This is a genomic window from Maricaulis sp., from assembly GCF_039978735.1.
In the GTDB taxonomy this organism is placed as follows: domain Bacteria; phylum Pseudomonadota; class Alphaproteobacteria; order Caulobacterales; family Maricaulaceae; genus Maricaulis.
This window is the reverse complement of the sequence record NZ_JBDWAS010000014.1, coordinates 190,389-211,188: the sequence shown is the minus strand read 5'-3', so window position 1 is coordinate 211,188 and position 20,800 is coordinate 190,389. Positions and strand designations below refer to the sequence as shown.

Below are 20,800 nucleotides of genomic sequence, written 5' to 3'. Positions count from 1 at the left end.
CCGCGGCCCACTCAGGACTCTTTGCAGCGCTGCCGCGCGCCCCTCATCCGCCCTGCGGGCACCTTCTCCCCGGTCGGGGGAGAAGGTGTTTCTAAAATTTTATCCTTGAAATTCAATATTATGATGCCATACCGTGCATGTAAGTAATTATTCACTTGCAATTCTACGAACATCGTTTCATAAAATGTGTGAATGATCGTTCACGCGATCCTGCAACACGGGACGAAAGCGATGACCGGAATGCTGAGGAAAGACCTGTTCGACGGTGTGGATGCCGAAACCGGCGTGACGGCGAAGGCCGGTACGACCAAGGCGCGGATCGAGCGGGCGGCGCTGATGCTGTTCGCCCGCCACGGAATGGACGGGGTGTCGATCAAGCAGATCGCCGGAGCCTGCGGCATATCCGACGGCGCCATGTACCGCCACTTCAAGTCCAAGGATGCGCTGGGCCGGCAGATGTTCGAGGCGATCCATGCCCGCCTGGAAAGCCTGGTGACGGACAATCTGGCCCCCGGCGCCTCGCTGGAGGATATCGCCCGCGCCCTTACCCGGGCCTATTGCCACCTGGCAGAGACCGATCCGGCGCAATTCGCCTTCCACCTCACCCACCGCAACTACTTCATCGCGGCGTCGGGCGATGGCGGGGCCGACCCGTCCGACCTGATGACCGCCTGTGTGGCCGATGCAATGGCGCGCGGCGAAATCCCCCGGGGCGATGCCGAACTGAAATCCGCCATGGCGCTGGGCGTGGTGATGCAGGCGGCGGAGTATTCGCTCTACGGCCGGATCGCCAGACCGCTCACCCACTATGTGGACGACTTCACCCGCGCGATCATGGCCGTGCTGCACACGGCCTGATCCGCCCGATTTTCCAACCGATTTCCAGCTGCAAGGGAGGCCGTGATGCGGTCCTTCGTGTTCAACTGTGCCTACTGGTTCCTGTCCGGCGTCTACGCCATTGTCTGCGCCATCCTGGCGCTCGTGCCCGGCCGCCGCGTGCTGATGCACGGTCTGCGCTCCTACTGCCGCGCCACGGTGATCCTGATGCGCGTCGTCTGCGGCATCCGCGTGGACGTGCGCGGCACGCCGCCGAAGGACCAGCCGGTGATCATCGGCGCCAAGCACCAGTCCTGGGGCGACGGTATCGTGATGATGGCCAAGTGCGGCGATGTAAATTTCGTGTGCGGCGACCACATGCTGAAATTCCCGCTGATCGGCTGGGTGCTGAAACGCTGCGGCGCGATCGTTCTGTCCAATGGTGGCGGCGCGGAAGCGCAGAAGAGCCTGACCGAGGGCATTGCCCGCTCGCAGGGCGAAGGCCGTCCGCGCCCGGTGCTGATCTATCCGGAAGGCCATCTCACCCCGGTCGGCGAGGGCCTGCGCTACCGGTCCGGCGTGTGGCGCCTGAGCCAGGCGCTGGACCGGCCGATCGTGCCCGTCGCCACCAATCTGGGCCAGTGCTGGCCGCAACAGGGCTGGGCCAAATTCGCCGGCACCGCCGTGATCGAATTCATGGACCCGATCGCCCCCAGTGCCGACCGCGATGCGGTGCTGGCGGAACTGGAAACCCGCGTCGAGGCCCGCTCGCGCGAGCTGGAAGCAGAGTATGCGGCCCGGTTTGCGCCGCGTGAAGAACGCGCGCAGTCTTCCAGCCGTCAGGTCCGGAGCTGCGCGTGAGACGCCGCCAGGGCCCGGCCACACCCGGGGAGTGTCATGCGATCGACCGTGTTCAACATCCTGTTCTATGCCTGTCTGGCCGTGTTCGTGCTGATCGCGGCCGTCCTCACCCTGCAGCCCTCGCCGCGGCCCATTCGCGCTGTCATGCGCACGGCCTGCCGCACGGTGCGCGGCCTGATGCGATGGGTGATGGGGATCCGGATCGAGGTGCGCGGCACGCCGCCATCGGGACAGCCCGTGATCATCGCCTCGAAACACCAGTCCTGGGCCGACGGTTTCATGATGATGGCGGTGACCGGCGACATCAATTTCATTATCGGCACGGCGATCGCCAAGTTTCCGCTGGTCGGCCGCATCGTCGCCCGGTCTGGCGCGACCATGGTCAACTCGCCCGGCGACCGCGCCTCGGACCAGTCGATGCAGGACGTGCTCAACCGTGCCGCCGACGATCCGCGCCCGCTGCTGATCTATCCGGAAGGCCATCTGGCCGCGGTCGGCGAGGCCAAGCGCTACAGGAGAGGCGTGCACCTCATGTATGAGACGCTGAACCGCCCCGTCGTGCCGGTCGCCACCAATATGGGGCTGCGCTGGCCGAAGAATGAATGGATCAAGCACCCCGGCCCGGCGGTGATCGCGTTTCTCGATCCGATCCCGCCCGGCCTGCCGCGCGATGCCTTCCTGCCGCGCCTGATGACCACGATTGAAACCCGCACCCGCGCGCTGGAGGCCGAAGGCCGCGCGCACGGGAAGACCGACACGGAGACAGTGTCATGAGTGCCAAGATTGCCGCACAGCTGGTGACGCAAAGGCGTTTCCTGCCCCTGCTGGTCGCCCAGTCCCTGGGGGCCTTCAACGACAATTTTTTCCGCTATGCCCTGGTCACGCTGATCACCTTCGAAGGCCTGACGATGTTCGGGCTCGACCGGCTGACCCTGGTCTCTGTAGCGGCCTCGATGTTCACCGTGCCGATTTTCCTGTTCTCGGCCATCGCCGGGCGCATGGCCGACAAGTTCGACCGCACGCGCATCATGCGCTTTGCCAAATTCGCCGAGATCTGGCTGATGGCGATCACCGCGCTGGGCTTCATCCTGGAACAGCCTCACCTGTTGATGACGGCGCTCTTCCTGATGGGCACACAATCGGCCTTCTTCACCCCCGCCAAGAATTCTGCCCTGCCGACACTTCTGACCGACAAGGAACTGGTGCCCGCCAATGCGCTGATCTCCGGCCTGCTGAACGTTTCGGTGCTGATCGGTATCGGCACCGGCACCTGGCTGATCACACAGTCCTTCGGGCCGCAGGCCGTGGGCGGCGGGCTGGTCGTGATGGCAATCATCGGCTGGCTGGCGATCCGGCAATTGCCGGAAGCGCCGGCCTCACAGCCGGACATGCCGCTGACCGTCAACTTCATCGGCGAGACGTTCCGCGTGCTGGGCTATGCGCTGAAAGCGCCGGACGTGCTGCGGCCGCTGATGGGTGTGGCCTGGTTCTGGATGCTGGCCGCCTCGATCATCACGCTGATGCCGGTCTTCACGGCCTCTGTGCTGGGCGCAGACGAAACCGTTGTGCTGCTCTTCTCGGCGCTGTTCACGGTCGGCGCGGCGATCGGAGCCATGGCATGCGGCGCGCTGAGCGGGGATGGCGATGCCCTGCCCTTCTCGATTGCCGGTGCCTTCGGTGTGGTGATCTTCGCCGGGGATGTCGCCCTGCACACCTGGTCCAACCCGCTGACGCCCGAGGGCGCGCCGCTGGTCTCGGCCAATGCCTTCATGGCCGAGCCGGCCAATCTGCGCATCCTGATCGATCTGGGCATGGCAGCCGTGTCGGCCGGTCTCTTCGTGGTCCCCCTGCAGGCCATGGCCCAGCGCCGCGCACCGGCCGAGCTGCGCGGCCGGCTGCTGGCGGCGGGCGGCATCCTCAACGCAGCCACGGCAACCGCCGGACAATTCGTGCTGGCCGCCATCGCCGCCCTCACCCTGCCGATCCAGACCGCCTTCCTGGTGATCGCCGCGATCAGCCTTCTGGCGGGTCTGTTTATTCTCTGGCGGCAATCCCTGCGCTGGCGCTCTGCCCCCGACTCGCCTTCGAGATAGTCAAAACGCTCCCACCACGCTAAACGGCGACTCCATGAATATAATCACGACGACAAAGGGCCTGGAAAAGGCCTGTGACGACCTCCTCCAGAATCCCTACATGGCTGTCGACACCGAGTTCATGCGCGAAACGGTGTACTGGCCGCAGCTCTGCCTGATCCAGGCAGCCGGCGGCCCGACGGAAGTCATCATCGACCCGCTCGCCGACGGGCTCGATCTGGAACCCTTCTGGGAGCTGATGGCCGACGAGCGGATCATCAAGGTGTTCCATGCCGCACGGCAGGATCTGGAGATCTTCTTCCATCGCGGTGGCGACAGCCTGATCCCGCATCCGATGTTCGACAGCCAGGTCGCGGCCATGGCGCTGGGCCTGGGCGACTCGATCGCCTATGACGCGCTGGTCAAGGCGCTGCTGAAACGCCCGATCGACAAGGGTCCGCGCTTCACTGACTGGTCGCGGCGCCCGCTGAGCGATGCCCAGCTGGAATACGCCATGGCCGACGTCACCCATCTGCGCGATCTCTATCCGATCATGCAGGAGCGGCTGGAGAAGAAGGGCCGGGCCGAATGGCTGGCCGAGGAAATGAGAATCCTCACCAATCCGGAGACCTACCGGCTCGATCCCGAGGAGAGCTGGCGCCGGATGAAGCTGCGCAAGAATTCGCCCAAATGGCTGGCGGCGCTGCGCGCCGCTGCCGCCTGGCGCGAGACCGAGGCCCAGACCCGGGACATGCCGCGCCAGCGCGTGATGAAGGACGATGCGATCTACGAGATCGCCAATGTCGCGCCGACAACGCCGGACCAGCTCACCGGACTGCGCGCCGTGCCCAAGGGCTTCGAACGTTCCTCGCCGGCCCGCCGCCTGTTCGAGAAAATGTCGGCGGCGCTGGCCGAGCCGGAGGCCTATGCCCCGAAGTATGAAAAGTCCGCACCGCAGCCGCAGGGCACGGGCCCGACGGTCGAATTGCTCAAGGTGCTGCTGAAATTCGTCGCCGAGGATGCCGGTGTCGCACCGCGCCTCATCGCCACCGTGCCGGATCTGGAAAAGATCGCCAGCGGCGATGACGAGGATGTCGCCGCGATGACCGGCTGGCGGCGCGACGTGTTCGGCGAACCGGCCCGCCGCCTCAAGCGGGGCGAGCTGTCGCTGACGCTGAAGGACGGCAAGGTCTGCGTCACCGAGGTGAAAGCCTGAGGCGATCGGGTGATCGAGCCGGTGAGCCGGTTTTCACGTCACCTGATCACGCTTTAGTCCAAAGGCTTGAGCCGCGCATCCCAGGTACTGCCGCCATTGGCATAGAGCGGCAGGCCCGGCGGTAGCAGCAGGATGTTGTTCCAGTAGACATGCACCAGATCGCGCGCGGGGTCGTCGAGACGCTCGATGAGACCGCGCGCCAGCTCCGGCATGGCAAAGAAGACGAACTCGCCCAGCGAACAGCACAGCCAGCTCTCGAACCCCGATGCCGTGCCTTCCGGATCATAGGGGTTCGGCACAGCCGTGGTGCAGAGTGTGTAGAAGCGGACATGGTCCTCGACGTCCCAGCTGGAAAAATCGAGACAGTCTGAGGGTGTTCGCAGATGGTGGTGGATCGCCTTGCGCCACCCGGCTTCGGCTGCACGTTCCGGCCAGGTCTCGCGCAGGAATTCCGCCACCGCACCAGCCGGATCGCGAAGCACGAGACCGGGGTGTTCGCCACTGCCGCCGCCGATGACCAGACCGCCGCGCGGACAGGAAAACTCCTGCTTGGGCCCGTCAATATCCTCAAGCGGGCGGTAAACCGGCAAATAGCCGAAATAACCCACAAGCTGGTGTTTGTAGCCGTCGATAAAACTCACGCCGCCATCCCCTGCGATCCGTCTCGTCCCAGATAGCGTGCAGCGCGTGCTGTGGCGAGCCCGGTCAGCCGGCGCGGCTCATTCTCAAAGCGCCCTCGCGGCGCTCGGCCTCGACATGTGCGACCAGCGCGTCCAGCGTGAGTGGCCTTGCGAAGAGATAGCCTTGGGCCTGGTCGCAGCCGATAATGCGCACGGCCTCGAACTGGCGTTCGGTCTCGACGCCCTCGGCGACCGTCGTCATCTGCAGGGCCCGGGCGAGCGCGTTGATCGACCCGACGATGGAGATGGATTGCGGCTCGCGGTCCAGCGGTTCGACGAAGGAGCGGTCGATCTTCAGCTTGTCGAAGGCGAATTTGCGCAGATAGCTGAAGGAGGAATAGCCGGTGCCGAAATCGTCCAGGCTGATCTTCAGGCCGATTTCGCGCAGCTTCTGCAGGACGTTCAGATTGGCATCGGTATCCGCCAGCAGAACAGATTCGGTGATCTCCACCTCGATACGGCCCGGCTCGACCCCGTAGCGCGTCAGCGCCTCGATGAAGACGGCAGGCAGGTTCGGATTGCGCAATTGCACCGGCGACACGTTGACGGCCAGGCAGATATCGCGATCGATCCGCGCCGCCGCCGCGACAACCGACCGGATTACCCATTCGCCCATCGGCACGATCAGCCCGCTGCGCTCGGCCAGCTCGATGAACCGGTCAGGCGGTACATTGCCGTGTTCGGGATGTGTCCAGCGCAGCAGCGCCTCACAGCCGGTGGTCCGGTTCCGGTCGATATCGATCAGCGGCTGGTACAAGAGATGGATCTGATTGTTGTCGATCGCGGCCTTCAGGTCCCGCTCCATCTGCATCAGCGCCTGGGCCTCGATATCCATCGTGTGATCGAACTCGACCACATTGCCCTGCCCGCTCGCCTTTGCGCGATACAGCGCAAGATCGGCCTGGCTGAGCACCGCCTGAACGCAGGTGTCACCGGCGCCGAGCTGGCGGATACCGATACACGTCGAACAATCCAGCACGGCATCGTCGATCGTGATCGGCAATTCGATCGCATCGACGATCTGACGCCCGATATACTGGGCTTCGCGGCCCGGATCGGTGAGGACAATGGCGAACTCGTCGCCACCCATCCGGCACACAGTGCCGGCCCGGCCCACGACATGGCGCAAACGGCTGGCAATCGTCACCAGCACGCGGTCGCCAGCCCCGTGCCCCATCGTGTCATTGATGACCTTGAAACGGTCCAGATCCAGCAATAGCAGGCTCGTCCGGCTGTCCGGCAACTGCATGCGCTGATCGAGCAGTGCCGAAAGCGTGGCCCGGTTGGCCAGGCCGGTCAGGGTATCGTGCGAGGCCATATACTCGATCTGTTCAGCGCTCTCGCGCGTCGCAGTGATATCCGAGGCCACGCCCTGATAGCCGGTAAAGCACCCGTCCTCGTAGCGCGGCTTGCCGGTCAGGCTGACCCAGCGCACCGTGCCGTCACCCTTCAGCCGCAGCTCTCGATCGGAGAACGCCTCCTCGCCGGCCATCAGATGCGCCAGCTCGCTGGCGGCCACATCCCGCTCGAACAGCGACAGCAGCGCGGGCGCTGGCTGATTATCCGAGTGGATACTGTCAGGGTCGAAGCGCGGCAGGCCGGAACGGATCCGGCCGGAAGTATCGGTACGCCACAACCAGTCGGACGCGGCTTCCTCGAAATCGTGCAGCAGGAGACCGATCAGCTCGGTCTGCTGTTGTGCAACACGCTCGCCCAGCAAGCGGCGGACAAATTCGGAATAGGACCAGCGGACCGATTGCGCCAGCACGCCAGAATAGACCAGCAGCAGTGCGGCGACATAGAGCTCGACCGGATCCGGGTTCTGGAACAGGGCGACAAGCGATCCTGCAGTGATGATGCCGATCCACGCCATCGCCGCGCGCGGCAGGCTGGACAGCATGAAGGCGCCGCCGCACAGCATGCCCACCGTCACAGCCACGACGGCTGCCTGAAACGAGCCTGACATGGAGTTATAGAACAGGATCGGAAAAGCGGCCCAGACCAGCGCCAGGATCGAACTGTCGCGCAGATTGCGGCTGATCGACCGTTCCGAAGCCGCGGGGCGCAGCGGGCGCCGGCGTTTGCGCAGCCAGCCGTAGAGCAGGAAGAGATTGGGCGCGGTGATGGCGAGCGCCCAGAACAGGCCGGACCACATATGGCTGGTCTGTATCATCACACCCGCAACCAGTACCGCATTGGCGATATTGGCCGCGGCCGCGACCGGGCTGAAGCGCTGAAACGCGTCCAGCTGCCGCGCCCGCACCCAGCCTGCCACGTCCTGCGGCACCGGTACCGGCGCGAAAAGATATTCCCCTAAACGCTTGAACATATGTCCGCAGAGCCGGTTTATCCCGCGACCATACTGTCGGACAAACCTTACGCCACTGTAAGAAATCGCCGGCTTTTGCAGTCCGCGGCGAGGATAAATTATAACCGGCCCGCTGCGTCCTAGACGTACTCGGCACGCCCTTCGCGGCCGATCGCGCCGGCCAGATTGTCCAGCAGGGACAGGGATCGCTCGACATAGAGATCGCGCACGCTCTCATCGACCGCCAGGCGGACCTCGGCCGGTGTGACGGTCAGGGTGAAGCGATCCAGCAGGCGCGGCGCCCGGCCGGACAGTTTCGCGCCCAGACGCAGAGCACAGCCCATCATCTGGGCGATATTGTGCTGCACCTCGCTCAAGAGCTCGAACTCGGCATGCGGCTCCAGCTCGCTTCTCTTGCCGGCATAGCGATAGTGCAATGCGGCAGCCAGGAAGGCCCGTTCGGCATGGGTGACGCCCGCGAATGGCGCATACAGCACGGTATCACGGGCCAGTTCGGCCCGGTGGTCGGGATGGAAGCGCGCACCCAGATCGGTCAGCCGTGCACCGGCCTCCTGCAGCACGCGGTCGCGCGCCGGATCGAAGGCCGTCTCCACCTCGCGCATCGCCGGTGCGATCCAGGCGGCGAGCGCCCGGCCAAAATCCGGTGAGGGCGAAGACGGACGGGCCATCGTCTCGGCCCCCGCGATCAGCGGATCGGTCGCCAGAAGGTCAGGCGGCAGGCCCTCGGCGAGCACACCTTCGCGCACACCATAGGCCGAGAACACGACGCGCCCGAACCCGCCATGCCGGATCACCCGCCGCAGGAGAAGTGCAGCATAGGGCAGCGTGGTCACCCGGCGCGAGGACAGTCCGGGCACACCGGTCAGGGATGCCGCACTGAGACGGGTCGCCAGACGCGCCAGTTCCAGCGCTTCGGCAGCCGACAGCTCGAACTGGTGCACGACATGCAGCGGATGGTCGAACCGGGCAAAGGCCAGCTGCGCCATGGCACGCCAGGCACCGCCGACGGCATAGAAGGTGCCGCCCTGCCCCGTCAGGATGCCGCCTTCGGCCAGACGTTCGTCGATCACGGCCTGGGCCGCCGCACTGTCGAACGGATCACCGGACAGCACGGCCTGCGGGCCGAGCTCGAAGGTCTTGCCCGCGCTCACAGCACCGTCGGCGATCGGTGTGAGTTCCAAGCTGGAACCGCCCAGATCGCCCATCACGCCGCGCGCATCGGGGATCCCGGTCAGCACACCCATTGCAGACAGGCGTGCCTCGTCCTCGCCGGACAGGATCCGGATGTCCAGCCCCGTCAGTTCGGCCGCCTCTGCCACGAACGCGCGACCGTCCACCGCATTGCGGACGGCAGCCGTGGCCACGACATGGCGCTCGCGCACGCCCTTGGCGTCGAGCAGGCGCTGGAAGCGTTTTAGTGCGCGCAGGGCGATGTCCCGGCCTTCGGCATGCAGACGCCCTGTCTCGCGAACGCCGCGGCCCAGACCGGCCATCACTTTCTCGTTGAAGATCGGCCAGAGCGCCCGCCCCTCGACCCGGAAATGCACCAGGCGCACCGAGTTGGAGCCGACATCGATCACCGCGATGTCACGATGAATGGCGGTTTCCGCGATCAGCGGCTCGATCGGCTGGGCGGGCTCGTCCAAGGCGGTCAGCTGCCGGTACTGCCGGTCAGGGTCGGCGGCTGGTCGTTCTTGAGCGCGTGGCCGCGGCCGGACAGGCTGGGATTGGTCATGAAATAGGCGTGCGCACTGAACGGCTTGTCGACATTGGCCGTGTCGACACGGTGATAATCGCCCTCTGAATCCATGTACCAGCTCTGATCGGTATCATTGAGATTGGCAACCATGATCTGGTCCAGAACCTGCCGGTGCACGGTGGGATTCTGGATCGGGCAGAGATGCTCGACCCGGCGGTCCAGATTGCGCGGCATCCAGTCGGCCGAGGAGATGAACACCTTGGCCGCGGGCGATGGCATCGCTGCACCATTGGCAAAGCACACGATGCGCGAATGCTCGAGAAAACGGCCGACGATGGATTTGACGCGGATGTTTTCCGACAGGCCCTTGATCCCCGGACGCAGGCAGCAGATGCCGCGGACCACCAGTTCCACCCGCACGCCGGCCTGGCTGGCGCGGTAGAGCGTATCGATGATCTCCGGATGCACGAGCGAGTTCAGCTTGGCCCACACGGCCGCCGGCTTGCCGGCTCGGGCATTCTCGATCTCGCGCTCGATATGTTCGAGAATGAATTCCTTCATGCCGATCGGCGAGACCGACAGGCGTTCCAGATTCTCCGGGCGCGCATAGCCGGTGACATAGTTGAACACCCGCCCTGCATCGCGCCCGAAAGCCGGGTCGGCGGTGAACAGGGACAGGTCGGTATAGATCCGCGCCGTGATCGGGTGGTAGTTGCCGGTGCCGAAATGGGCATAGGTGCGCAGGTCCGAACCCTCGCGCCGCACCACCAGCGATATCTTGGCGTGGGTCTTGTACTCGATGAAACCGTAGACGACCTGCACACCGGCGCGTTCCAGGTCGCGCGCCCATTTCAGATTGGCTTCCTCGTCGAAACGCGCCTTCAGCTCGACCAGGGCGGTGACATTCTTGCCGCTCTCGGCCGCCTCGATCAGAGCGGCCACGATCGGACTGTCCTTGGAGGTGCGGTAGAGCGTCTGCTTGATGGCGATGACGTCCGGATCGGCGGCGGCCTGGCGCAGGAATTCGACCACCACATCGAAGCTCTCATAGGGGTGGTGGACGATGATGTCCTTCTCGCGGATCGCCGAGAAGCAATTGCCGCCATGGTCGCGGATCCGTTCCGGATAGCGCGGCTCATAGGGTTTGAACATGTGGTCCGGCCGGTCGTCCGGAATCAGCTGGCCGATCTGGGCGAGGCCCAGAAGCCCGTTCACCGGCACGATGTCCTGCGGACCGGCATGCATGTGCTGGACGATCAGATCGCGCAGCGCCGGCGGCATGCCGGTTTCCATGGTCAGGCGGACCACGGCGCCGCGGCGGCGCTGTTTCAGCAGGTTCTCGAATTCCAGCATCAGGTCTTCGGACTCTTCCTCGACCTCGATATCGCTGTCGCGGATCACCCGGAACACGCCCTTGCCGACCACTTCATGGCCCGGGAAAAGCGTGTCGACGAACAGGGTCAGAACCGCTTCCAGCGACATGAAGCGCCGGTCCGGCCGGCCGCCATCACGGCGCGCGCGCGTCGGCAGTTCCACAAAGCGCTTCACACCGCTGGGCAGCGGAATCAGCGCATTCATCAGCTTTCCGGCCTCCCGCTTGCGCAATTGCAGCGCCAGCGCGAAACCCAGATTGGGAATGAAGGGGAAGGGATGCGCCGGGTCGATCGCCAGCGGCGTGATCACCGGCAGGGTGTGTTTGAGAAACTCGCCGCGCAGCCAGGCCTCGTCGGTCTTTGAGATCTGGTGCGGTTCGAGGACCTTCACCCCGGCCTTGCCCATCTCCGTCTTCAGCTTGCGCCAGAGATTCTGCTGCTTGAGCATCAGCTCGCCGGCCAGGGCGTGGATCTGCTCCAGCTGCTCGGCCGGTGTCAGCCCGTCGATACTGGTCGCAGTGACGCCGGAATGCATCTGGGCGCGCAGGCCCGCGACGCGGACCATGTAGAACTCGTCCAGATTGCTGGCCGAGATCGACAGGAAGCGCAGGCGTTCGAATACCGGATGGTTCGGATTCTCCGCCTCCTCGAGGACACGCAGATTGAAGCGCACCCAGGACAATTCCCGGTTCAGATAACGCGCAGGCGACTGCATCAACGCGTCGATGTCGGCGATGTCCCGGGCCGGGAGGTTCATTCCGTCTCTCCACTGTCCTGGCAGGTTTCCAGCACTTCCCGCGCAATAGCACGTGTTATTGGCGTTTTCTTCACGAGCGCCAGCTTGTCCATCCGCTCCACCATGCGGCGTACCGCCGTGGCCGAACGCTCCATGCGCGGAAGGAGATAGTCTATCACGCCGGGCCGGATCGGGGCGCCCCGGTCCTGCAGCTGTTTCTCGATCAGCCGGGTGAGCAATTCATCGTCGGCCTCGTGCAGATCCGCATGCGGCAGCGCCCGCAGCCGCGACACCAGATCGGGCAATTGTGCGGGCCACAGGACCGGCGGTTTGCGGGCGGTCAGCAACAGCGCCGGAATATCGCCCTCGGCGGCACGGTTAAGCGTGTGGAAGAGCGCGTCATCGTCCAGTGCGCGGTCGATGTCTTCCACCAGAACACGGCGCCCCGGCGCAATGTCCGCCAGCCGTTCGGCCAGGTCCGCGGCCTCGACGATCTCGGCATCGCAGCGCAGCGCCCAGACCGTCGCCAGGTGCGACTTGCCTGCCCCTTCCGGCCCGATCAGCGCCATGACATTGCGCGGCCAGTCCGGCCAGCGGCCAAGTGCGGCCAGCGCCTCGGCATTGGACGGGCCGAGGATCAGGCTGGACGCGCTGAAATCCTCGCGCGCCGGCAGATCGAGTGCCAGTTGGGGTGTCATGTCGGCCCGCCGGTTCAAGGGGTCACCGGGTAGCCAGCACCACCCAGCCCAGTTCCGGGTGTTCTTCCAGTGCGGCACCGCGTTCGGCAAGTTCCGAGACCAGCTGATCCAGCGCACCGCGATACTGCACCGTCATGCGTGCACCGTCGCGCGACAGGGCGTCGAGCTGGGCATTGCGCACCAGGGAGGCACGCGCCAGCGCGGTCTGCAGGCGGCGCCATTCGTCGATCCCGCTGTAGAGCACGGTGACCCGCAACTCGGTTTCTTCCATATCGCGCACAATGCTCTGGCGCTTCCAGGCATCCTCGCGCTCGATCACGAAGAAGTCCGCCGCCTCGGCCCAGCCGCCATAGAAACTCATCGGCCCCCAGGTATCGACGGCCATCGTCCCGTCCTGGGCAAACTCCACCATATAACCACCGGCCCGCACCGCCTCGGAGGGCTGTTGAGCCGCGCGCAGGATCGCGATCCGGGTGACGCCATGCTGCATGGCCAGCGCCGAAAGCGCGGCTTCATCCAGCTGCAGCGCCTGGCGCGCCGTGATCGGTGCCATGGCCGGGTCGGCCGCGGGCACAGTCATCGGCGTCAGCGCATGACGGAAGCGCCGGCTCTGCCAGGCCTGACGCCAGGGATTGTCACGCCACAGCACCAGATCGCCGCCGGCATCCAGCACCGGCAGGACGAGCGTGGCCCGGGCGGGGCTGTCGACAAAGGGAATGCCGTAATTCTCCAGCACCCGCGACACCGAGCGGCGATGGAAGCCGACATCCAGCTTGGCGAGATAGCGGGTGCCGCTGCGCTGCTCGTCGCGAATCTGCAGACCGGAGATCATTTCCGCGATGATGGCATCGTCCAGGGTAAACGCGCCGCTTTCGAGCGGCGTGCCGACCCGGTCCTCGGCGAGGGTCAGACGCTCGATCAGCCGGCGGGCAGCAACGCGCTGGCCCTGCTGCATCGCCCGGGTTTGCGCCTGCAGCGCATTGTCGGCGGTCGCATCGATCTCCACGCCGGTGACCGTATAGGGGTCGTCCGCCTGCGCCGCTGCCAGCGGAACAAGGCTCAGACACAAGGCAGCGAGAAGGAATCGCACGGCAGGCTCCTGTCAGGTTCGGATGTCGCGCCACTATAACCGGACGCAGTCCCGCGTGAAGCCCGTGGCTTGCGTCTGGAGCGGGTTTCGACTGTACTCCGCCGCACTTTGACAGAAGGCTGGGGAATCGGCATGGCCGGAACCGATGATAGCGGACGCAAGAACGGGCTCACCTATGCAGACAGCGGGGTCGACATCGACGCCGGCGATGCCCTGGTCGACCGCATCAAACCGCTTGCTGCCGCGACGCGCCGGGCCGGTGCTGCGGCCGATCTGGGCGGTTTCGGCGGCGCTTTCGACCTCAAGGCCGCCGGCTATCACGACCCGATCCTGATTTCCGGCACGGACGGTGTCGGCACCAAGCTGAAACTGGCAATCGCGACGGGCATTCTCGATACGGTCGGCATCGATCTGGTGGCGATGTGCGTCAATGACGTGCTGGCCCAGGGCGCCGAACCGCTCTTCTTCCTGGACTATCTGGCGACCTCCAAGCTCGACCCGGCGCGCGGCGAAGCCATCGTCAGGGGCATTTCCGAGGGCTGCAAACAGTCCGGCTGCGCCCTGATCGGCGGCGAGACGGCGGAAATGCCCGGCATGTATGCCGAGGATGATTTCGACCTGGCCGGCTTCGTTGTCGGGGCTGCCGAACGCGGCCGCCTCCTGCCCGATCATGACGCCATGAAAGCCGGCGATGTGCTGATCGGTCTCGCCTCCTCCGGCGTGCACTCCAACGGTTTCTCGCTGGTCCGCAAGGTGATGGAAGTCGCCGGGCTGGACTGGTCCGACCCGGCCCCGTTCGAGCCGGGCAAGACGCTCGGCGAAGCCTTCCTGACGCCGACGCGGCTCTATGTGAAATCCTGCCTGCCGTTGATCAAGTCCGGCCTGGTGAAGGGCCTCGCCCACATCACCGGCGGCGGTCTGGTCGAGAACCCGCCGCGCATGATGCCGGACGGTCTGGAAGCCCGGATCGACTATTCCGCATGGACCCTGCCGCCGATGTTCCAGTGGCTCGCCGAGACCGGCGGGATCGAGGTCCACGAAATGCACCGAACCTTCAATTGTGGCGTCGGCATGCTGCTATGCGTCGCACCGGAGACTGCGGATGCGGCCCTCGAGGCGCTTGCCTTGACCGGCGAGCGCGCCATGATTGTCGGGCAAGTCGAGACAGCCTGACCCAGGATAATCCCGATGGCGAAGACCAAGATCGCCGTGCTCATTTCCGGGCGCGGCTCGAACATGCAGGCGCTGCTGGAAGCGGCGAAGGACGAGGATTTTCCGGCCGAGATCGTGCTGGTCGCCTCGAACCGGCCCGACGCGCCCGGCCTCGCCGTTGCCGAGGCAGCGGGTATCGCGACCGAAGTCGTCGATCATCGCGACTATGATGGCCGCGAAGCCTTCGAGGAAGCGCTCGATTCGACGTTGAAGATGTATGGTCCGCGCATCGTCTGCCTGGCCGGCTTCATGCGCATCCTGACGCCCTGGTTCACCGAGCGCTGGCGCGACCTCCTGATCAATATCCACCCCTCCCTGCTGCCGGCCTTCAAGGGGTTGCACACGCATGAGCGGGCGTTGGAAGCCGGTGTGCGCATCCATGGCTGCACGGTGCATTATGTGCGTCCGGAAATGGATGACGGCCCGATCATCGGCCAGGCCGCCGTGCCGGTTCTGCCCGGCGATACGCCCGACACGCTGGCCGCACGCGTGCTGGAAGCCGAGCACAAGCTCTATCCGCAATGCGTCGCTCTGGCCTGCTCGGGCAAGGCCCGGGTTGCCGGCGAACGCGTCCGGCTGCAGGTTCGCGAATTCGGCGCCGAATTGCTGATGAACCCGCACGATTGACGGCCCGAGCCGGGGCTCAGCACCTTTCCGTCAGATAGCCGGCAATATCGAGCGCCTGGAAGAAACGGACCGGCGGGGCGAAGCCAGCAGTTTCAAGCAGCTCTGCCAGACGCGCCTCGCTGACCGGGTGAAAATCCTCCGCCATGCGTTCCACGGTGCGTGCGGCAAGCGATGGATCCGGCGCAACCGACTCGATCCAGCGGCTGAAGGCCGGGCGTGTTGCGTCTTCGAACAGCAGTCCGAGATCGGCGAGGATCAGCGGCGCACCGGGCCGGAGACGGTCGGCCAGATCGGCGAAATAGCGCGCCTTTTCGCCGGTGTCGGGCAGGAAATGGGCGACCAGAACGCTCAGCGCTGCGTCATGCCGGTGGAGCGGGGTGTATTCACCCAGCGTGCTGACCCGGAAATCGACCTGTTCCAGACAGCCCAGCATTTCTGCCCGACGGCCGGCAATGGCCAGCATGTCGGCGGCCGGATCGACGGCGGTAAAACACCATTGCGTCGACTGGAAAGCCAGTTCGGACAGTTCGGCGCCGGTACCCGCCCCGCTCAGCAGGATGGATGCCGCACCGCGTCCGATCCGTGCCGCCAGGACCGGCGCGATCAGTTCCTGCAGAACCGAATAGCCCGGTACAAGGCGCCGGATCCGCGCATCGTAGGACTTGGCGCCCGAGCCTGAGAAACGCCCGGTTCCCGGGGCGGCCAGGCCTGCCGCCGCGCGGGCAGCGGCAGGCGGGATTTCGATGGAGTGTGTCATGAGCTCCGGATAGCATTATTGCGAATGTGTCGCAATTGCATTTCTTCAACTTGCCCTTTCCGTGCGCAGCGCCGAAACACGGGCGCAGGAAAGGAGGCGAGCGGTTCCATGCGCATCACCGACACGCTGAGCATCGACGAGAGCGAGATCGAGGAACGCTTCCTGCGCGCCTCCGGTCCGGGCGGCCAGCACGTCAACAAGACCGAGAGCGCCGTCCAGCTGCGCTTCGATGTCGCCCGTTCGAGCCTCGAACCGGGAGTGAAGCAGCGGCTTGTCCGGCTGGCCGGCTCGCGCATGACCCGCGAGGGTGTCCTTGTGATCCGGGCGGAAAATCAACGCTCCCAGGAGCGCAACCGGGCCGAGGCCCGCGCGCGCCTGCGCGTGCTGATCGAACGCGCCCTCACCCCGCCCAAGCCGCGCAAGAAGGCCCGCCCGTCACTCTCCTCCATCCGCAAGCAGAAAGAGGCCAAGGCCCGCCGCTCCCAAACCAAGGCCATGCGTCAGAAGCCGGCACCGGACGGCTAGTTTTCAGAGCCTGCACAGAGCTCCGGATCCCCCGTCCGGGCGGCGCCCTCCGCGCACAGCGCGTCGGCTGCGGCCGGATCGCCGGTTTCGCGCAGGAGCGTGGCGAGTTCGGTGGTGGCGGCGCGGTTATAGGGGTCCCAGTAGAGCACGCGGCGATACCAGAGTTCGGCCGTCACAGCGTCCTCGCGCAGGGCATGGCCGCGCGCGATGCTGAGCCCGGTGGGACTGTACCAGGGCCGGATCAGCACGGTCTGCTCGTCATAGACCCGGCTCATGGCCTCATAGGCCCGCTCCAGATAGGTCAGCGCCAGATCGGCCTCGCCCTTGAGATCGTGCAGATCCGACAGGTTGACCCAGGCTTCCCAGGCATCCGGATCGAGGGTCAGGGCGCGATTGTGCGCCTCGATCGCGCCGTCGAGATCGCCCTGTGCCGACAGGGCCAGTCCCAGCGCCCGATAGCCCAGCGGGTATTCGGGATCCGATGCGATGGCCTGCCGCGCCAGGGCCTCCGCCCGTTCCAGCTGCCGGGCGGCCGCGGTTTCGCGTGTCTGACCGGAGGCCAGCGCCGCACCGATCCGCGACTGCCCCGCCTCGCCGGGCCAGTCGTCCGGCCGGGCGCGGATGACGCGCTGGGTGATCGTGTTGGCGAGCCCGGCGAGCGCACGCGGACTGTCGGGCTCGAGCGCCAGGGCGGCCTCGTAGAGCCGCATGGCCGCGTCATTATCGCCAGGCTGGAACTGGTAATAGAAATCGTCCGCGCGGTCGGTCAGGCTTTCAGCGCGGTCTTCTGGTGCACCGGGCGGGGCGATACGCTCGCGCACCAGCCAGAAGACGGGAAATGCCGCCAGCAGCACCAGCGCTCCCACGACGCCGCGCACCCAGGCGGGAACGGCGCGCACCGGCGCCGGCAGGGTTTCCGGTTCGGCCGGCACCAGCAGGCGATAGCCGCGCTTGGGTACGGTCGCGACATAGCGCGGCGCACGCGCCGGATCGCCCAGCGCCCGCCGCAGCTTCCAGACACAGCGCCCGAGTGCGTCGTCATTGACGGTGACGCCGGGCCAGATGCGCTCGGCGATGGTCTCGCGCGAGACCACATCGCCTTCGGCTTCGGCGAGCAGGCACAGCAGGTCCATCACTTTCGGCTCGACATCCTGGCTGCCGCCGGGACCGGTAATCCGGCCGGCCCGCGGTTCGACACGCCAGTCTGCGAGCTTGAATGCCCTGCCGTACTTCATTGATTTTACAGTCCCCTTGCCCCGGTCAGAAAAAGGTCAGACGATCAGGAAGATTGGGTCATGGCCTTTTGTCAGGCGGCGCCCCCAGTGTCCGGGCAGCCCCACCTGAAAGAAGACACGGGAGACCGGAATGCTCAAGAGCCTGACCCTTTGCACCGCACTGATGACAGCCCTCGCGGCACCGATCGCCGCGCAGGCCCCGACGCCGGACACGGTCTATGAGGCCGACGTGGTCCGCGCTGACTTCGACCGGCTTTATGCCGGCTTGCGCGCCGCGCATTTCGACCTGTTTGCCGTCACGCCGCAGGCCGTGTTCGATCAGCGGCATGCGGAAATGCGGGCCGGTTTCGACCGGCCGATGACCCGCCTGGACATCCGCCGGGAGTTCCAGGAATTCACCGCGCTGGCCCGCCATGCCCATGCGCGTATCGATTTCCCGATGGAAGCCTATGGCGCCTTCCGCGCAGCGGGCGGCCGCGTCCTGCCGCTGACGATCTCGATCCGCGAAGGCCGGGTCTTCGTGGAGACGCGGGCGGCGGACCTTGAAGGCCTGGAGCCGGGCGACGAGATCCTCGCTTTCAACGGCCAGCCGAACACGGTCTGGATCCCGACCCTCACCCGGCACCTGTCGGCCGAGACGCCACGCTTTGCGCATACGCTGCTGGAAACCTATCTGCGTGGCCTGGTCTGGCTGGAATGGCCGGATATGGCCGAAGTCACGCTCCAGGTGCGTCATGCCGACGGATCGGTGGAGACGCTTACCCTGCCCTTCCTGAGCGGAGACGCACTGGCGCCGGCTGAAGCGGGCGAACAGCCTTTCAGCCTCGATGGCCGCGAGGCCCACATGATCGGCAGCGATATCGCCTATCTGCGCCCGGGTCCTTTCTACAATACCGAGCCGGACGGGAATGTCTGGGACCCGTCGGCGTTCACGGCCTTTGTCGATAACAGTTTCAATGAGTTCCGGGCAGCCGGCGCGGAAGCGCTGATCCTCGACCTGCGCGACAATCCCGGTGGCGACAATTCCTTCTCCGACCCGGTCATGGCCTGGATCGCGGACCGGCCCTTCCGCTTTGCCTCGCGTTTCACCGTGCGGGTCAGCGAGGAGACGACCGCGGCGAACCAGGCCCGCCTGGACACGCTGCCGGACGGTGAAGGCGGCATGTCGGCGACCTATGCCGAACTCTATGCGGCCCATGCACCGGGCGAGACCATTGAGATCGACCTGCCCTACGCTCAGCCGCGCCCGGACGGAGACCGGTTCGAGGGACAGGTCTTTGTGCTGATCAACCGCTACAGCTTCTCCAATGCGGTGACCATGGCGGCGCAGATCCAGGACTATGGCTTCGGTGTCGTGACCGGCGAGACGACGGCCGACATGGCCACCACCTATGGCGCGATGGAGCAGTTCACCCTGCCCCATACCGGCATCATAGTGGGTTATCCCAAGGCCCATATCGTGCGCATAAATGGTACATTGGAGTCACATCCGGTGACACCGGACGTCGCCCTCGACTTCCCCGTCCTGCGCGGATCGGAGGATGTCGTCCTCGACCAGCTGGTGACCCGCATCCGTACCGCGCTCGACGGCTAGCCTTTCAGGATGATGGCGATCGTGGCGAGCAGGAGAAGCGCGATCGCGAAATTGAGGATGCGGGCGTGGCGGCGATCGGTCAGGAAGCCATTGATCACGCCGCCCGCCAGCACCCACATCAGCCCGCACGGCGCACCGAAGAGCAGGAAGGTCGCCATGAACAGCATGGCCCGCTCGCCGGCGGTGTCGGCCAGGGCGATATAGGCGCCCGCCGTCGAGATCGTCATCAGGAGCGCCTTGGGATTGACCCACTGGAAGAGCGCCGCCTCCCAGGTGCGGAAGGGCCGCGAACGGCGCTTGGGCGCCTTGGCCTCGCCCGGCTCGGCCGGACGCGCCAGCCCGGCCCGCACGAAGGCCAGGGCCATCCAGGCCAGCCACAGCGATCCGCCGATCTTCACCACGTCCAGCGCCACCGGATAGCGGGCCACAAGTGTGCCCAGACCGAACACGGCCGCGACCAGCAACAGGTTGAAACCGATCTGCACGCCCAGGAAATGCGGCACGGTACGGCGCACCCCGAACAGCGCCGAGGAGGACATCAGCATGAGATTGTTGGGGCCCGGCGTCGCTGACATGGCAATGACAAAGCCGACCAGGCTGAGATAGAGGGCCATGTCCATGAAGCTTCCCCGCGCGACGTGCAGCGCAGGTAGGGGGCGGAACGCACAGGATCAATGCCGCAGAGACAAAAAACGGTGCGCAAAAAGAAAGGGCCCGGCGATCGTGCCAGGCCCTGTCTGCAATCCGGTCTGGAACGTCCGGCCTAGCCGACGATCTCGTCGTCGGAGAAGAAGAACTTGATCTCTTCGGCAGCTGTTTCCGGCGCGTCGGAACCGTGCACGGAGTTTTCGCCGATCGACAGGGCGAATTCCTTGCGGATGGTACCTTCGGCGGCTTCGGCCGGATTGGTGGCGCCCATCACTTCGCGGTTCTTGGCAATGGCGTCTTCGCCCTCCAGCACCTGCACGACGACCGGTTCGGAGATCATGAAGTCGACCAGTTCACCGAAGAAGGGACGCTCCTTGTGCACCGCGTAGAAGCCTTCGGCCTGCTCGCGGGTCATGTGGATGCGCTTGGACGCAACGACGCGCAGGCCGGCCTCCTCGAACTTGGCGATGATCTTGCCGGTCAGGTTACGCTTGGTCGCGTCGGGCTTGATGATGGAGAAGGTGCGTTGCAGCGCCATGGGAAAGGTCCTCGAAGACTTTTGTGACTGTCCGGGCAAACCGGCCTCTGGGATTCGCGCGGCTTATAGCGGCGCTTGCCCCCCGCCACAAGCC

19 protein-coding genes are annotated in these 20,800 nt (G+C 65.6%); 9 read left to right on the top strand and 10 right to left on the bottom strand.

Features of this window, described 5'->3' with window-relative positions:
- The first annotated feature begins 231 nt into the window (after positions 1–231).
- The 5 genes from ABJO18_RS04695 to rnd are packed head-to-tail and all read left to right on the top strand — an operon-like array spanning position 232 to position 4,965.
- On the top strand, positions 232–858 hold the full coding sequence (locus tag ABJO18_RS04695; RefSeq protein WP_348515750.1) for a TetR/AcrR family transcriptional regulator: 627 nt from the start codon (positions 232–234) through the stop codon (positions 856–858).
- Positions 859–903: 45 nt separating this feature from the next.
- On the top strand, positions 904–1,677 hold the full coding sequence (locus ABJO18_RS04690) for a lysophospholipid acyltransferase family protein (protein ID WP_348508018.1): 774 nt from the start codon (positions 904–906) through the stop codon (positions 1,675–1,677).
- Positions 1,678–1,713: 36 nt separating this feature from the next.
- Positions 1,714–2,451 (top strand): 1-acyl-sn-glycerol-3-phosphate acyltransferase, encoded by a 738-nt coding sequence (locus ABJO18_RS04685; RefSeq protein WP_348508017.1) that lies wholly within the window; start codon positions 1,714–1,716, stop codon positions 2,449–2,451.
- On the top strand, positions 2,448–3,770 hold the full coding sequence (locus ABJO18_RS04680) for an MFS transporter (RefSeq protein WP_348508016.1): 1,323 nt from the start codon (positions 2,448–2,450) through the stop codon (positions 3,768–3,770). Before ABJO18_RS04685 ends, ABJO18_RS04680 begins: the two co-directional genes overlap by 4 nt.
- 34 nt (positions 3,771–3,804) lie before the next feature.
- A complete protein-coding gene (gene rnd, locus ABJO18_RS04675) occupies positions 3,805–4,965 on the top strand; it encodes a ribonuclease D (RefSeq protein WP_348508015.1) in 1,161 nt (386 codons plus the stop codon).
- Positions 4,966–5,018: 53 nt separating this feature from the next.
- Here rnd and ABJO18_RS04670 read toward each other — a convergent pair whose 3' ends face one another.
- The 6 genes from ABJO18_RS04670 to ABJO18_RS04645 all read right to left on the bottom strand — a co-directional run bounded on the left by ABJO18_RS04670 (position 5,019) and on the right by ABJO18_RS04645 (position 13,570).
- Positions 5,019–5,606, bottom strand: a complete 588-nt coding sequence (locus ABJO18_RS04670; RefSeq protein ID WP_348508014.1) for a hypothetical protein — start codon at positions 5,604–5,606, stop codon at positions 5,019–5,021.
- A 64-nt stretch (positions 5,607–5,670) separates the two neighbouring features.
- The gene (locus ABJO18_RS04665) at positions 5,671–7,974 is read right to left on the bottom strand and encodes a bifunctional diguanylate cyclase/phosphodiesterase (RefSeq protein WP_348508013.1); all 2,304 of its coding nucleotides are present in this window, start codon (positions 7,972–7,974) and stop codon (positions 5,671–5,673) included.
- A 119-nt stretch (positions 7,975–8,093) separates the two neighbouring features.
- A complete protein-coding gene (locus ABJO18_RS04660) occupies positions 8,094–9,620 on the bottom strand; it encodes a Ppx/GppA family phosphatase (protein ID WP_348508012.1) in 1,527 nt (508 codons plus the stop codon).
- Between the two features lie 5 nt (positions 9,621–9,625).
- Positions 9,626–11,803, bottom strand: a complete 2,178-nt coding sequence (locus tag ABJO18_RS04655) for an RNA degradosome polyphosphate kinase (protein ID WP_348508011.1) — start codon at positions 11,801–11,803, stop codon at positions 9,626–9,628.
- The gene (locus tag ABJO18_RS04650) at positions 11,800–12,480 is read right to left on the bottom strand and encodes a hypothetical protein (protein ID WP_348508010.1); all 681 of its coding nucleotides are present in this window, start codon (positions 12,478–12,480) and stop codon (positions 11,800–11,802) included. The genes ABJO18_RS04655 and ABJO18_RS04650 overlap by 4 nt, the downstream gene beginning before the upstream one ends.
- A 22-nt stretch (positions 12,481–12,502) precedes the next feature.
- Positions 12,503–13,570 (bottom strand): DUF2066 domain-containing protein, encoded by a 1,068-nt coding sequence (locus ABJO18_RS04645; RefSeq protein WP_348508009.1) that lies wholly within the window; start codon positions 13,568–13,570, stop codon positions 12,503–12,505.
- 132 nt (positions 13,571–13,702) lie between these two features.
- Here ABJO18_RS04645 and purM point away from each other — a divergent pair, with 132 nt between their 5' ends.
- Positions 13,703–14,743 carry a phosphoribosylformylglycinamidine cyclo-ligase gene (gene purM, locus ABJO18_RS04640; RefSeq protein ID WP_348515749.1) on the top strand — a complete coding sequence of 347 codons (1,041 nt, stop codon included), beginning with the start codon at positions 13,703–13,705 and terminating at the stop codon, positions 14,741–14,743.
- A 15-nt stretch (positions 14,744–14,758) separates the two neighbouring features.
- On the top strand, positions 14,759–15,409 hold the full coding sequence (gene purN / locus ABJO18_RS04635) for a phosphoribosylglycinamide formyltransferase (RefSeq protein ID WP_348508172.1): 651 nt from the start codon (positions 14,759–14,761) through the stop codon (positions 15,407–15,409).
- Positions 15,410–15,425: 16 nt separating this feature from the next.
- Here the strand turns inward: purN and ABJO18_RS04630 are convergent, their stop codons facing one another.
- Positions 15,426–16,166, bottom strand: coding sequence for a class I SAM-dependent methyltransferase (locus ABJO18_RS04630; protein WP_348508173.1), 741 nt, complete (start codon positions 16,164–16,166; stop codon positions 15,426–15,428).
- 108 nt (positions 16,167–16,274) lie between these two features.
- Here ABJO18_RS04630 and arfB point away from each other — a divergent pair, with 108 nt between their 5' ends.
- Positions 16,275–16,691, top strand: coding sequence for an alternative ribosome rescue aminoacyl-tRNA hydrolase ArfB (gene arfB / locus ABJO18_RS04625; RefSeq protein ID WP_348508174.1), 417 nt, complete (start codon positions 16,275–16,277; stop codon positions 16,689–16,691).
- On the opposite strand, the gene ABJO18_RS04620 is transcribed toward arfB, so the two are convergent.
- Complete coding sequence (locus tag ABJO18_RS04620; protein ID WP_348508175.1) at positions 16,688–17,926, bottom strand: tetratricopeptide repeat protein; 1,239 nt, start codon at positions 17,924–17,926, stop codon at positions 16,688–16,690. The two genes, arfB and ABJO18_RS04620, sit on opposite strands and share 4 nt — an antisense overlap.
- 130 nt (positions 17,927–18,056) lie before the next feature.
- On the opposite strand from ABJO18_RS04620, the gene ABJO18_RS04615 reads away from it, so the two are divergent.
- Positions 18,057–19,520, top strand: coding sequence for a S41 family peptidase (locus ABJO18_RS04615; protein ID WP_348508176.1), 1,464 nt, complete (start codon positions 18,057–18,059; stop codon positions 19,518–19,520).
- On the opposite strand, the gene ABJO18_RS04610 is transcribed toward ABJO18_RS04615, so the two are convergent.
- A complete protein-coding gene (locus ABJO18_RS04610) occupies positions 19,517–20,140 on the bottom strand; it encodes a LysE family translocator (RefSeq protein ID WP_348508177.1) in 624 nt (207 codons plus the stop codon). The two genes, ABJO18_RS04615 and ABJO18_RS04610, sit on opposite strands and share 4 nt — an antisense overlap.
- A 143-nt stretch (positions 20,141–20,283) precedes the next feature.
- Positions 20,284–20,706: a nucleoside-diphosphate kinase gene (gene ndk / locus ABJO18_RS04605; RefSeq protein ID WP_271187692.1), complete on the bottom strand. Its 423-nt coding sequence runs from the start codon at positions 20,704–20,706 to the stop codon at positions 20,284–20,286.
- Positions 20,707–20,800: the final 94 nt, after the last annotated feature.

Coding starts and splice junctions, on each gene's coding strand:
- ABJO18_RS04695 (WP_348515750.1), top strand. CDS start 232: ATGACCGGAATGCTGAGGAAAGACCTGTTCGACGGTGTGGATGCCGAA.
- ABJO18_RS04690 (WP_348508018.1), top strand. CDS start 904: ATGCGGTCCTTCGTGTTCAACTGTGCCTACTGGTTCCTGTCCGGCGTC.
- ABJO18_RS04685 (WP_348508017.1), top strand. CDS start 1,714: ATGCGATCGACCGTGTTCAACATCCTGTTCTATGCCTGTCTGGCCGTG.
- ABJO18_RS04680 (WP_348508016.1), top strand. CDS start 2,448: ATGAGTGCCAAGATTGCCGCACAGCTGGTGACGCAAAGGCGTTTCCTG.
- rnd (WP_348508015.1), top strand. CDS start 3,805: ATGAATATAATCACGACGACAAAGGGCCTGGAAAAGGCCTGTGACGAC.
- ABJO18_RS04665 (WP_348508013.1), bottom strand. CDS start 7,974: ATGTTCAAGCGTTTAGGGGAATATCTTTTCGCGCCGGTACCGGTGCCG.
- ABJO18_RS04655 (WP_348508011.1), bottom strand. CDS start 11,803: ATGAACCTCCCGGCCCGGGACATCGCCGACATCGACGCGTTGATGCAG.
- ABJO18_RS04650 (WP_348508010.1), bottom strand. CDS start 12,480: ATGACACCCCAACTGGCACTCGATCTGCCGGCGCGCGAGGATTTCAGC.
- purM (WP_348515749.1), top strand. CDS start 13,703: ATGGCCGGAACCGATGATAGCGGACGCAAGAACGGGCTCACCTATGCA.
- purN (WP_348508172.1), top strand. CDS start 14,759: ATGGCGAAGACCAAGATCGCCGTGCTCATTTCCGGGCGCGGCTCGAAC.
- ABJO18_RS04630 (WP_348508173.1), bottom strand. CDS start 16,166: ATGACACACTCCATCGAAATCCCGCCTGCCGCTGCCCGCGCGGCGGCA.
- arfB (WP_348508174.1), top strand. CDS start 16,275: ATGCGCATCACCGACACGCTGAGCATCGACGAGAGCGAGATCGAGGAA.
- ABJO18_RS04620 (WP_348508175.1), bottom strand. CDS start 17,926: ATGAAGTACGGCAGGGCATTCAAGCTCGCAGACTGGCGTGTCGAACCG.
- ABJO18_RS04615 (WP_348508176.1), top strand. CDS start 18,057: ATGCTCAAGAGCCTGACCCTTTGCACCGCACTGATGACAGCCCTCGCG.
- ABJO18_RS04610 (WP_348508177.1), bottom strand. CDS start 20,140: ATGGACATGGCCCTCTATCTCAGCCTGGTCGGCTTTGTCATTGCCATG.
- ndk (WP_271187692.1), bottom strand. CDS start 20,706: ATGGCGCTGCAACGCACCTTCTCCATCATCAAGCCCGACGCGACCAAG.